Below are 14084 nucleotides of genomic sequence, written 5' to 3' on the forward strand. Positions count from 1 at the left end.
GCCATTGCATATACGCAGTGAAAATCCGTAGCTACCGAAAAAAATATTTGAACATATCTAAATGCTCAACAAAACAATCCGTTTCTTTCTCGAAAACAAACTTTTCGCCATACTCTTTTTAGTGATCATGGTGGTATGGGGTTTGTCGACCGCCCCCTTCAATTTTGAAGTAGGCGGGCTACCCAAAGACCCTGTGGCAGTAGATGCCATTCCAGACATTGGCGAAAACCAACAAATCGTTTTCACCAAATGGATGGGACGTTCGCCCCAGGACATCGAAGACCAAATCACCTATCCATTGACTTCCGCCTTGTTGGGAATACCAGGCGTGCGTACAGTCCGCAGCAATTCCATGTTTGGCTTTTCTAGCATCTACATCATCTTCAATGACGACATAGAATTTTATTGGAGCCGTTCCCGCATCCTCGAAAAACTCAATTCGCTGCCCAGCAGCCTGTTGCCAGATGGCGTACAGCCCACACTCGGCCCAGATGCCACCGCTTTGGGGCAAATATTTTGGTACACATTGGAAGGGCGAGATACAGACGGAAACGTGACAGGCGGTTGGGATTTACAAGAATTGCGGAGCATACAAGATTTTTATGTCAAATACGGTTTGGGGGCAGCAGAGGGCGTTTCGGAAGTAGCTTCGGTGGGAGGATATGTCAAAGAATACCAAATAGACCTCGACCCCGATGCGCTAAAGGCCAGCAACATCACCCTCCCACAAGTCGTCAAAGCCGTCCAAAATAGCAACATTGACGTAGGCGCAAAAACCATTGAAATCAATCGAGTAGAGTATTTTGTAAGAGGTTTGGGCTACATCAAATCTTTGGAAGACTTGGAGGAAACGGTCATTGTCGCCCGCCAAAACACCCCCATTCGCATCAAAGACGTGGCGAAAGTCTATTTGGGTCCCGCCACCCGTCGGGGCGCATTGGACAAGTCGGGAGCAGAAGTTGTAGGCGGTGTCGTTGTGGCGAGATATGGAGCGAACCCATTGGAGGTCATCAACAATGTCAAAACCAAAATCGCCGAAATTGCAGGTGGTTTGCCCACCAAAACTCTGGCAGACGGAACGTTTTCACAGGTGACAGTCGTGCCTTTTTACGACCGCACCCAACTCATTCACGAAACCATCGGTACATTGGAGGAAGCCCTTTATCTCGAAATCCTCATCACCATCATTGTCGTTATCATCATGCTCCTCAATTTTCGGGCATCTTTGTTGGTATCGGGATTGCTGCCGATTGCTGTTTTGATGTGTTTTATTGCCATGCGTTATTTCGGAGTAGATGCCAATATCGTGGCTTTGTCGGGTATTGCAATTGCGATTGGAACGATGGTCGATATGGGCATTGTGCTATGCGAGAATATTTTAGAACGATTGAAGGAAGCCGATGAATCGGAAGACAAATTGGAGGTCGTTTATCGAGCGACTACCGAAGTTGCCTCTGCTGTGATTACCGCCGTAGCCACGACCATCATCAGTTTTTTACCCGTTTTCACAATGGTTGCCGCCGAAGGAAAACTATTCCGCCCATTGGCTTTCACCAAAACCTTTGCATTGTTGGCTTCAATCATTGTAGCGGTTATTTTGATTCCGCCATTCGCACACTGGCTTTTTGGCTTCAAAATCAAAACCCCAAAATTCCTTCAATCCAAAAAGACTGAATATCCAATATCCAATACCAAATCTAAATGGAAGGTTTCTCCATTAACCATTCTCAATTATATAGTAGCCCTATTCGTAGCCTACTTTTTGACCCAAAAATGGATGCCCTTAGGCGTAAACAACAGCCTGCTTATCAATTTTCTATTTGTCGGTTTGATCATTGCAGCAATATTGGCATTTTTTCAAATGGTTATCCATTTCTACGAAAATATCCTGCGGTTTTGTCTGCATCTCAAATGGTTGTTTTTGCTCTTGCCCATTTTCATCATTTACGTAGGCTTCTCCATTTTCCAAAAAACAGGACGAGAATTTATGCCCTCTTTGAATGAAGGTTCATTCCTCCTCATGCCCACTTCAATGCCACATTCAGGTATGGAAGAAAACTTGGAAGTCTTGAGAATGTTGGACATGGCTGCAACATCTATTCCTGAAGTCGAAACCGTTGTCGGCAAATTAGGGCGGGCAGAATCTGCCTTAGACCCTGCACCGATTTCGATGTATGAAAACATCATAAATTATAAAACCGAATACAAAACCGATGAAGACGGACAACGCATCCGCTTCAAAGTCGATGAACAGGGTAAATACCTGCAAGACGAAAAAGGCGAATTGATCCCCGACTCCAATGGTAAATACTTTCGACAATGGCGAGACGAAATCCAAAGCCCTGATGATATATGGAACGAAATTGTGAAAGCCACCAAACTCCCTGGCGTAACTTCTGCCCCCAAATTGCAACCCATCGAAACCCGACTGGTAATGCTTCAAACGGGGATGCGTGCGCCAATGGGCATCAAAGTCAAAGGCTCTGATTTACAAATCATCCAAGACTTTGGGCTGCAATTGGAATCCGCATTGAAGGAAGTCGAAGGCGTAAAAGCCCAAGCTGTTTTTGCAGATAGAATCGTCGGCAAACCTTACTTGGAGATTGATTGGAACAGAGCAGAATTGGCACGTTACGGATTGACCATCAAAGATGCACAGCAATATGTGGAAGTCGCCATTGGAGGTATCAGCCTATCCCAAAGCGTGGAAGGTCGAGAGCGTTACCCAATTCGAGTACGCTATCCGAGGACTTTGCGGGATTCGCCTGCTGCCATCGAAGACATGCTGATTCCCACGCCTTCGGGAACCGAAATTCCATTGAGCGAAGTGGGTGAAATCTTATACGAACAAGGCCCACAAGCTATCAAAAGTGAGGACAGTTTTTTGGTGGGTTATGTGCTTTTCGACAAATTAGAGGGCTTTTCGGAGGTTGAGGTCGTGGAGAATGCACAGCAATATTTGGAACAACAAATTGAAGTTGGAAAAATCACCGTACCTGCGGGCATCAGTTACCGTTTTGCAGGAAATTACGAAAATCAGGTGCGGGCTTCCAAACGTTTGAGCGTGGTCATGCCTCTAGCTTTGATGCTGATTTTCTTGATTCTCTACCTTCAATTTAGGTCAATACCTTTATCTCTTATGGTTTTTTCAGGCGTTGCAGTAGCTTTTGCAGGGGGCTTTATCATGATTGGATTGTACAGCACGGATTGGTTCATGAATTTTGATTTGTTTGGAATCAACATGCGAAATATGCTTCAAATTCAAACAATTAACCTAAGCGTTGCTGTTTGGGTGGGATTCTTAGCTTTGTTTGGAATTGCTACAGATGACGGGGTTTTGGTAGGTACTTATCTGCAACAATCTTTTAAGGAAAATGAACCAAAAACAGTAGCAGAAATTCGAGATGCAGTCGTTGAAGCGGGCAAACGTCGGGTGCGCCCTGCAATGATGACCACCGCCACAACGATATTGGCTCTGTTACCTGTCTTGACTTCTACGGGAAGAGGATCGGACATCATGATACCGATGGCGATTCCTTCTTTTGGAGGAATGTTGATTCAGATGATTACCATGTTTACCGTCCCTGTGTTGTTTGCGATTTGGAAAGAAACGAAACTGAAACTGAGGTGATTGAACACAGAGGATTTTTTTGGTTTAGCGGAAACTTTGTCAACGGTCGAAGACATTGGCAACAGTTGAAGCGGTGACAATAGAAAACAGAAACTATTAAAAAAAATGCAAATAAAAACAATTCAAATATTCATCATCAGCCTGCTAAGTATTTGTTCACAAATCACTTACAGTCAAGAATTAGAGGATTATCTACAAATTGCAGTTGAAAACCACCCCCAACTAAAAGCCATCAATTACGAAGTAAAATCCGAACTCGAAAAAATACCACAAGTCACCGCATTACCAGAACCCGAAGTAGGCGGAGGTATATTTTTATTACCCGTTGAAACGAGAGTTGGCGCACAAAGATTGCGGCTATCCGCCAGTCAAATGCTTCCACCAAAAGGTAGCCGAACCGCCAAAGCAGAGGCAGTGACTGCAATGGCAAAAGCAAAAGAACAAACATTGGAGGTGGTAAAAAATCAGTTGTTCTATGAACTCAAACAAATCTGGTACGAACGTTACGAATCCAAAGAAACAATTGAAGTGCATCAGGAGAACTTGGAATTGTTGGAGGCTTTCGAGCAGTTGGCATTAATTAAATTTGAAGCAGGATTGGGAAGTATGACCAACGTTTTGCGGGTGCAAATGGAGAAGAATAAGGTGAATACCCAAATCGAAAATTTGCAGGACAAACTGCAATTTCTGCAAGTGAAATTCAACCAAATTCTGAACCGAGATACACAAGCACCCATTGCGATTCCCGACACGATGCCATTGAAGGAAATTGCAGAAGACCAAAACATTGTAGCCGAAAAAATCAAAACCCAAAACCCTGCTTTGCAGCAATTTCAGCTTCAACAAGATGCCATTCAACAGCGCATCAAAGTAGAAGAATGGGCTTTCAAACCGAGCTTTGGAGTGGGCTTAGAATATGCCATGACCGATAAACGGAAAGATATGGAAGTCAAAGGAAATGGCAAAGATATGTTGATGCCCAAGGTGATGGTAAAATTGCCTTTGTTCAAATCAAAATACGAGGCTGCCGTGAAAGAGCAGGAATACAAAATATTGGCATTGAAGGAAAAAGAACACGATATAAGCCTTCAATTATTGACCGCCTTAGAACGAGGTTTCACCGAATACCGCACCGCCCAACGACAAATTGCACTCTACAAAGACCAAATTGACTTAGCAGAACGTGCGCTCGATTTGTTGGTAACGGTTTATAGCACCGACAACAAGGATTTTGAAGAATTGCTGCGGATGCAAGGACAGATTTTAAATGACCAATTGGCAATATTGAAGGCACAGAAGGAAGGCAATATTGCAGTGGCTTTTATTGAGTCACTTTATACTGAATGAAACAATAAAACTATGAATAAATCAGTCATTATCACAGCAATAGTAACCCTCATTTTGGGTATTGGCATTGGCTTTTTGCTCTTTGGCAGAAGCAGCGGCGATGCTGCAATGGACACACACGACCACGAACTCGAAGCGACAACTACGGCAGAAAGCAAAACGATTTGGACGTGTTCGATGCACCCCCAAATTCGCCAAAACGAGCCAGGAGATTGTCCGCTTTGTGGGATGGATTTGATTCCATTGGAGGCAGGCAACAGCGACAATCCCATACAATTGACCATGACTGCTGATGCGGTCAAATTGGCGAATATTCAAACAACGATAATCGGTCAAGTAGGTGCTGGAAATACTGCGAGTCTCGAAGAAAACGGAGGCAAAGAACTTTTATTAGCGGGCAAGGTGAAAATGAACGAAACGTTGAGTAGTACGCAAACAGCACATGTAGGCGGAAGGATTGAAAAGTTGTATGTCAATTCGGAAGGGGAAAATATCCGCAAAGGGCAGAAAATCGCTTCGGTCTATTCACCCGAATTGGTGGCGGCACAAAAGGAATTGTTTGAAGCCAAAAAATTGCAAAATCGCCTGCCTGCTTTGTACGAGGCTGCAAAAAACAAGCTGCAACTGTGGAAAATTCCAGTCAGTACGATTCAGGAAATTGAGCAAAGAGGCGTGGTGAAAACAGAGATTGACATTTTTGCGGATGTGGATGGTACAGTGATGCGAAAGATGGTGAATTTGGGCGATCACATCAAAGCGGGGAGTCCGATGTTTGAAGTAATGAATTTGAGCAAAGTATGGGTTTTGTTTGATATCTATGAAAAAGATTTGCAGTGGATTCGGAAAGGCGATGTCATCGAATTCAATGTGGCTGCAATGCCCGAAAAAACCTTCAAAGCTCCAATCACTTTCATTGACCCTTTCATTGACCCACAAACGAGGGTGGCGACAGTGCGGGTAGAGGCAAGCAGCAATGGCGGCAAATTGAAGCCCGATATGTTTGCCAAAGGCATACTGAAAACCAACCCTTTGCCTATTGCAGCTACTTCAAAAAAAGGCGGTACACCTTTGACCATTCCCAAAACTGCGGTTTTGTGGACAGGCAAGGAGTCGGTGGTTTATATCAAAAATCAAGAAATGGACATTCCTACTTTTGAGTACAGAGTTATCAAATTGGGTGTAAGTTTGGGCGATGCTTATGTGGTGGAAAGTGGCTTGGAAGCGGGCGCAGAGGTAGTAACGAATGGTGCATTTAAGATTGATGCTTCAGCACAGTTGAGCAATAAGGCGAGCATGATGAACAAGCAAGTGGCGATTAAAAATGAAGCAATGGCGAAAGAAGATATGGCCGTGAAAATACCTAATTACCATTCTAAAACGCCCAAAGCTTTCAAGCTGCAATTGGGAAATACAGCATCGGCTTACCTTCAATTGAAGGATGCGCTTGTGGCTACCGATTTTGAAGCAGCGAATTTGGCAAGCATGGCATTGAAGCAAGCGATGGAGAAAACAGATATGATGCTATTGAAGGGAGAAGTGCATACTTATTGGATGGAGCAATTGAAGCCTTTGAATGTGCATTTGGATTTGCTACAAAAAGCAAAAGGTGTGGAAGATCAGCGCAAGCAATTTTCCAATGTTTCGGATTTGCTGACAGTGATGGTGAAGGCTTTTGGCATTGATGGAACGGATTTGTACGTACAGTTTTGTCCTATGGGTTTTGACAATATTGGGGCTTATTGGTTGAGTGAGGTGGCCCAAATTCAAAACCCCTATTTCGGGGATAAAATGATGAAGTGTGGTTCAGTGACAGATACACTAAAGGCAGATTAGTAGATGTGTAAACTGATAGATTACTGAGTCCACTTAATATTTAATACTCAAAATAATAAATAATGTGTTGACACGAATAAAATGTGTTAAACATACATATTTTTAATCAATTAAATTTTTACTCAAGATGAAAAATTTCTTACTTTTTGCCCTGACATTCTGCTTGTTGAATGTCAGCAGCTTCGCTCAAAACAGTATTAAACTGAACATTCACCACAAGTTGGGGGATGAAGCTTTTGTGATGCAAACAGAAGCGACCAACAACCTCGGCAACCGATTCAATGTGAGCCGATTGCAGTATTACATTTCCGAAATTTCTATCCTTCACAATGGCACAATCGAGACGAAAATCAAAGACCTGTGGGTTTTGGTAGATGCTGCTGGAGAAACCGTAGTGGATTTGGGAATGCACAACATTGATGCCATTGAAGGTATCCGTTTCCACATTGGAGTCGACCAAGAGCACAATCACTCCGACCCTGCAAGTTATCCAAATGGTCATGCTTTGGCTCCAAAATTCCCTTCCATGCACTGGGGATGGGCTGCGGGTTATCGCTTCATTGCTTATGAAGGAAATGGTGGAAACTTCCTCAACCAAGATTGCGAATTGCACGGTTTGGGAGATAACAACTACTTCAAAACCAGCATTGATATGAATGTTACTGCTGCAAACAATGAGATTCTTATCAACTTAGATGCAGACTATACTCGTGTGATAGAAAATATCAACGTGAACTCGGGTGTGATTCTTCATGGAGACAATGGCCCAGCTAAAAAAGCACTCGAAAACTTTAGAGATTACGTGTTCACCGCTTCTGATAATGCTACTTCAATTGTGGACTTTAGTGAAATCAATGGCTTCAATTTGTACCCAAATCCTGCCAATGTAGGAAGTGCTTTTATTGCTATTGAAGCCACTCAAGACCTTCAATATCAAGTAGTCGTTTACGATGTATTGGGTCGTGAGATTCAGTCTTTGGACAATGTGAAAAGCAATGTACCTATGGCACTAAACTTGAATGTGGCAGGTTTGTACATCATTAGTTTGGTGAAAGAAGGAAAGTCTGTTATCACCAAGAAATTGCAGGTGAATTAATAGAGTGGTGATTAGTGGATTGGTGACTGGTAATCAGTTACTAATCCACAGTTGCCAATTATCAGTTACTAATATACAACCAATTACAATGAAAAAAATCTGCTTTTTCTTTCTGATATGTTTCACGATGGCTGCCTGTCAAGACGAAGGAGCGATAGAGCCATTGTATGTGCCTGATTTGATGGAAATTCCCAAGGGTTTTCCAGAAGTGGATGCGCCAGAAGGAAACGAATTCACACAGGCCCGTTGGGATTTGGGTAAAAAACTGTTTTTTGACCCCATTCTATCGGCAGACTCCTCTATTAGTTGTGCAAGTTGTCACCATCCGCAGTTGGCATTTAGTGACAACTTGCCTTTTAGTTTGGGAGTAGAAGGAGCAATAGGCACTCGGAATAGCCCTACTTTGGCAAACGTGGCTTACCATCCCTACTTCACTCGAGAAGGTGGTGTGCCGACTTTAGAAATGCAAACATTGGTACCGATTCAAGAGCATAATGAGTTTAACTTCAACATTCTGTTGATTGCAGAGCGGTTGAAACAAAACGCAGAATATGTGGTCATGTCGAAGGAGGCTTATGACCGAGAGCCAGATGCTTTTGTGATTACCCGTTCTTTGGCTTGCTTCGAAAGGAGTCTTTTGAGTGGCTATAGTTCCTATGACCAGTATGTGAATTATGGGAAAACGGATGCTCTTTCAGAGGCTGCAATAAATGGGATGAACCTCTTTTTTGGGGAACGCACCCATTGCAGTAGCTGTCATAGCGGCTTCAATTTCACCAATTACGCCTTTGAAAACAATGGTTTGTATGAAAACTATACGGACGAAGGAAGGTTTCGACTCACAAGCAAAGAAGCAGACAGGGCTTTGTTCAAAGTGGCGAGTTTGCGAAATATTGAACTGACAGCTCCTTATATGCACGATGGTTCGATGAACACACTGGAGGAAGTAATTGCTCACTATCAATCAGGTGGAAAGAATCATCCCCATAAAAGTGACCTATTGAAGCCCCTCAACTTGACCGAAACAGAACAACAAGAGTTGATTGCGTTTTTGAAGTCTTTGACTGATGAAGAATTTGTTAACAATCCTCTTTTTAATAAATAGAAAAATAACACATAATTACATGTATAAAATAAAATACTTATCAATAATATTTTGCAGCATTTTATTGGCGGTTGCCTGCAGCAAAGAAGATGATAGTCCACCAGAAGAGGTGATTCAAATAGACGAAACACCTTACCTATTGAAGTACGGAAATTTTCCCGAACCAGATTTGCCTGCTGACAACCCCTTGACAATACAGGGTGTACATCTGGGAAAAATGTTGTTTTACGAACAAAAGCTATCGAAAGATGGCACACAATCCTGTGCGAGTTGCCACCGACAATTGGACGGTTTTTCCGATACCTTGAAGTTTTCGATTGGAGTGGAAGGGCTACCAGGCAAACGGCAAGCCATGCCTGTATTCAACATGGCATGGCACAGCAATGAGTTTTTCTGGGATGGTCGAGCACATTTGTTACGTGACCAAGCTTTGAAGCCCATTCAAGACCCTTTGGAAATGAACGAAACACTGGACAATGTGGTGGCAAAATTGAGCAACGAAAAAATGTATCGTGACCAATTTTCCCGTGCTTTTGGCAGCCCCGATATTACCCCCGAAAAAATGGCTTTGGCAATGGAGCAGTTCATGTTGAGCATCGTATCGAATGATTCCAAATACGATCGATTTTTAGCGGGAGAGGTGGAATTGACCGAAAGTGAACAACGGGGTAAAGAGTTGTTTGAAACGGAGTACAATCCATTTTTTCCTCAGTTTTCGGGGGCTGATTGCGCCCACTGTCACGGCGGAATCAACTTCGAAAACGACCAATACATGAACAATGGCTTAGACGTAGATGCCAATTTGACTGACATTGGACGAGAAAATGTTACCAAAGATGCAGCTGACAAAGGGAAGTTTAAAGTGCCAAGTTTGCGGAATGTGGCAGTTACCCCCCCCTATATGCACGATGGTCGCTTCAAAACGCTAGAACAAGTCATTGACCACTACAATCAAGGTATCAGAACGTCTGCAACGGTTGATCCTGCAATACTAAATACCAAAGACACAGGTTTGTTTTTGACACCGCAAGACAAACAAGATTTGGTGAATTTCTTGAAGACACTGACCGACCAGACATTTTTGGAAAACGAAGAATATGATACGCCATTCTAAGAGTGGGTTTTGCAGTTCATTGGGTGGTTTGTAACTCAACTACTTACCATCCAATGAATTGTATTTTCCTTAATAAACAATAACAGATTATTCAGATGAGAACACTTTACTCCAATAATATCAGCGAACATTTTTCGGAGAAGTCTTATCACTTCAAAAAACGCAATTATATATATCTTCCAGAAAATATTGTTCAAAAAATATTCTTTATTCACAAAGGAATAATCAGAATTGGTTATTACAATGAGAATTCCGAGAATATAACGAAAGCCATACTTTTTCAAGGAGATATATTTGGCGTATTGCGCTTATTTCACCAAGAAGCAACCTACAATTATGCAGAAGTCATGAGTTCAAATGCGGAAATTGCCAGCATGAGCCAAGCTGATTTCTTTCAAAAAATCAATACAGATGAAAGCTTCAATCTGTTTGTTCTACAAACAATCAGCTATAGACTTATTCAATTGGAAAGAAGATGGGCACTGTTGAGTAGTATGCCTACCCGCAGAAGGTTGCTTTCCTTTATTCTGGAAATGGGCTTGAAACAAGGCAAAAAAGTAGGTTTTGATACAATGATCGAAAATCCCTTTACACACCAAGAAATTGGAGATATAATTGGAGCTTCTCGTCAAACTGTAACAACTACCTTCAATGAATTGAAAGAACAAAATATAATTTATTATAACCGAAAGAAAATATTAATCAGAGATTTGAAAAAATTGAAGCAAATGTTTTCTAAATAAATAAAATTTTTAAACATGGATCACGAACACCAACATCATCAAAAAACCAAGTCAGAACATGCACAAACTGAAGATAAAAAAACCATGAAGCACGAAGGTCATGGCGGACATGAAGAACACCACGATCACCACCGAATGATGATAGAAGACTTCAAAAAACGGTTTTGGGTTTCACTCATTTTGAGTATTCCCGTCGTCATCCTATCTCCCATGATACAGGGATTGTTGGGCTATGAACTTACTTTCCCAGGACATCTATATGTCATTTTTGCGCTATCCAGTCTTGTATTTTTCTACGGTGGGTTTCCTTTTTTGAAGGGCATGGTTGAAGAATTGAAGAAAAAGGAGGCGGGAATGATGACCCTCATTGCAGTAGCTATCATTGTAGCTTATACCTATAGCAGTGCGGTCGTGTTTGGTTTGGCTGGAAAAATATTCTTTTGGGAGTTGGTTACATTGATAGCCATTATGTTGTTGGGACATTGGATAGAAATGAAATCAGTTTTGGGAGCTTCAAAAGCTTTGGAATTGCTGATTGAAATGATGCCTTCAGAAGCGCATTTGGTTTTGGACAATGGTGATATTAAGGATATTTCACTGCAAGAATTGAAGAAAGGAGATATGATTTTGGTCAAATCAAGCGAGAAAATTCCTGCTGATGGTACTATCGTTGAAGGCGAAAGTTATGTCAATGAATCCATGCTCACAGGCGAATCCAAACCTGTCCAAAAAGGCAAAGATGATGAAGTAATTGGAGGGGCAATCAATGGCAATGGTTCGCTGAAAATCAGAGTAGAAAATACAGGCGAAAATTCGTATTTGAATAAAGTCGTCAATATGGTGAAAGAAGCCCAAAAAACGAAGTCGAAAACCCAGAATCTGGCGAATACGGCTGCAAAATGGCTCACCATCGTTGCTCTCACCGCAGGCTTTGGTACATTGTTTACTTGGCTCGCTCTTGGCAAAGAGTTTGTATTTGCATTGGAGCGAATGGTCACGGTAATGGTCATTTCTTGCCCTCATGCTTTGGGATTGGCGATTCCTTTGGTGGTCGCTATTTCTACCGCTTTGTCTGCCCAAAATGGCTTGTTGATTCGCAACCGAACGGCTTTTGAAAATTCCCGAAAAATATCTGCCGTAGTATTTGACAAAACGGGGACACTTACAAAAGGAGAGTTTGGAGTAAGCCGTTTTGAATCGGTCAATGAAGAAGAATACTCTGCAAAAGAAGTACTGCAATTGGCGAGTGCTTTGGAGCAGAATTCGGAGCATCCCATAGCGACGGGCATCATGCGAAAAGCAAAAGAAGAAGGCATACAAACTCCACAGACTGAAAAATTTGAAGCCATCACAGGTAAAGGTGTGCAGGCGCAAGTAGATGGGAAATCAATTGGTGTGGTTAGCCCCAACTACTTGAAAGACAAAAATATTGGAATTCCTGACAATGCTTTTTCTGACAATGCCGAAACGGTTGTTTTTGTATTGGTCAATGATGATTTGGTGGGATTCATTGCTTTGGCAGACGAAATCAGACCTGAATCAAAGGCTGCCATACAAACTTTGAAGGAGAACAACATCAAGGTGTATATGGCAACAGGCGACAATGAAATGGTGGCGAAGTCGGTCAGCGACCACTTGGGCTTGGATGGTTATTATGCAGAAGTTCTACCACATGAGAAAGTGGATATTGTGAAAAAACTACAATCGAAAGGTGAATTTGTGGCAATGACAGGCGATGGAGTCAATGATGCACCTGCTTTGGCAAATGCGGATGTGGGTATTGCAGTGGGTTCGGGAACAGATGTCGCTGCTGAAACTGCCGACATTATTTTGGTGAATAGTAATCCAAAAGATATTGCCAAATTGATTTTGTTTGGCAAAGCTACGTATCAAAAAATGATTCAAAATTTGGTATGGGCAACTGCTTACAATGCACTTGCAATTCCATTAGCAGCAGGGGTTTTGTATCCTACTTTTGTGTTAAGTCCTGCTGTTGGAGCTGTGTTGATGAGTATGAGTACCGTTATTGTGGCGATTAATGCTCAGCTTTTGAAGAGAAAAATGCGTGAATAGTCTTTGATTTTTTGTGGATGAGATAGTTGTGTGTCCTGATTTATTAGCACGCCTCATAATTTATTTTCATGCAAAACTGCACAGATTATTTGTGCTAATTTAGCATCTTTTGATGGCATGACTTATTTGTATGGCCCTATCAAATTCTTCTTTGGTTATACCCATTTTTATCAGTCTAAGGACGGGTGTTACTTCGGAATCAAGTTCTTATGCAGCCTGCAATTGAAGCTGAAAAGATTGGAGGATATTGTTTAGTTCCTTGACAAATTCGTTTTTCATGTATTCGTATTGCGACAACATAGAAGGATTACCCAATTTACCCTTGTGTAATTCAATCATTTTGTTGAGTTCATCTACCTGTTCGAGTATATCCGTTACTCGGACTATTTTTTCATCTATGATTTGTGGATTTTCCATTTTGTTATGTTTGAATTAATTACCAAATTTAATTTCAATATATCCTTTGGGAAAACTTCTTTTGGCTCTATTGCGCTTGGTTTTCCTAAACCATTCATCCCAATATAACAAATCTGACCTACAAATTAAATGTTTTTCGTGTTCTTTGGAGAAAACCTCAACCGTATAAGCATCTACTCCATAGTCTTCTTTCGCTTGTTTCAACCTGTATTTATGGTCAATTAGTTCCCGTTTTTGCTCATAATCTACATGGTGGATTAAGGTAACAAAATCAATGTCTCTTGGGTTCTTTGTAGTAGTGACGAAGCTGCCATCTATCCAATGTGTAAAATTCTCGGTGATTTCCTCTTTAAAATCCTTCAAAAAACGAAGGTATTCTTGAAATATATGGGTTCTTGTAGAATCCGTATCAAACAAACTTACAAAGATTTCTTCAAATTGGTCAAGACTTACTTCAATTCTATTATGGGGTATCAAGTGTCCTCTAATGTCAAACGTCAATTCCATACAGTATTGTTTTGAAAACGTAAGATATACAAAAATTGAAACAAAAGCTTAAAACAATACAGTTGAAAATAACTACATTTATTCAACAAATGCACTAACCTACAATACTTTGAAGAAAGCTCTCCTCGTCTTTGCTACAAGAGGTAGCGAATAGTAGAAGGGTGAGGATTAGAAGTGTAAAAAATTTGTTCATGTCTTACTAATTTTAAAATGTTCAC

At 41.5% G+C, this 14084-nt stretch carries 10 protein-coding genes; 8 read left to right on the forward strand and 2 right to left on the reverse strand.

Translation table 11 applies throughout. The features are described from left to right. Positions 1–61 precede the first annotated feature (61 nt). From R3E32_06330 to R3E32_06365, 8 genes are all read left to right on the forward strand, one after another. Positions 62–3631, forward strand: coding sequence for an efflux RND transporter permease subunit (locus tag R3E32_06330; protein MEZ4884341.1), 3570 nt, complete (start codon positions 62–64; stop codon positions 3629–3631). A 105-nt stretch (positions 3632–3736) separates the two neighbouring features. Next, positions 3737–4978, forward strand: coding sequence for a TolC family protein (locus R3E32_06335; protein ID MEZ4884342.1), 1242 nt, complete (start codon positions 3737–3739; stop codon positions 4976–4978). Between the two features lie 12 nt (positions 4979–4990). Then, the gene (locus R3E32_06340) at positions 4991–6811 is read left to right on the forward strand and encodes an efflux RND transporter periplasmic adaptor subunit (protein ID MEZ4884343.1); all 1821 of its coding nucleotides are present in this window, start codon (positions 4991–4993) and stop codon (positions 6809–6811) included. A 127-nt stretch (positions 6812–6938) separates the two neighbouring features. After that, entirely contained in the window at positions 6939–7907 is a 969-nt protein-coding gene (locus R3E32_06345; GenBank protein MEZ4884344.1) for an MbnP family protein, read from the forward strand. An 88-nt stretch (positions 7908–7995) separates the two neighbouring features. Then, entirely contained in the window at positions 7996–9012 is a 1017-nt protein-coding gene (locus R3E32_06350; GenBank protein MEZ4884345.1) for a cytochrome c peroxidase, read from the forward strand. Positions 9013–9031: 19 nt separating this feature from the next. After that, positions 9032–10126, forward strand: coding sequence for a cytochrome c peroxidase (locus R3E32_06355; protein MEZ4884346.1), 1095 nt, complete (start codon positions 9032–9034; stop codon positions 10124–10126). 95 nt (positions 10127–10221) lie between these two features. Then, positions 10222–10869 (forward strand): Crp/Fnr family transcriptional regulator, encoded by a 648-nt coding sequence (locus tag R3E32_06360; protein ID MEZ4884347.1) that lies wholly within the window; start codon positions 10222–10224, stop codon positions 10867–10869. A gap of 15 nt (positions 10870–10884) precedes the next feature. Continuing rightward, entirely contained in the window at positions 10885–12942 is a 2058-nt protein-coding gene (locus R3E32_06365) for a copper-translocating P-type ATPase (protein MEZ4884348.1), read from the forward strand. Between the two features lie 207 nt (positions 12943–13149). Here the strand turns inward: R3E32_06365 and R3E32_06370 are convergent, their stop codons facing one another. After that, complete coding sequence (locus R3E32_06370) at positions 13150–13359, reverse strand: hypothetical protein (GenBank protein MEZ4884349.1); 210 nt, start codon at positions 13357–13359, stop codon at positions 13150–13152. Between the two features lie 15 nt (positions 13360–13374). Then, positions 13375–13866, reverse strand: coding sequence for a hypothetical protein (locus R3E32_06375; protein ID MEZ4884350.1), 492 nt, complete (start codon positions 13864–13866; stop codon positions 13375–13377). Positions 13867–14084: the final 218 nt, after the last annotated feature.

The organism is Chitinophagales bacterium (genome assembly GCA_041392475.1).
Lineage (GTDB): Bacteria > Bacteroidota > Bacteroidia > Chitinophagales > UBA2359 > JAUHXA01.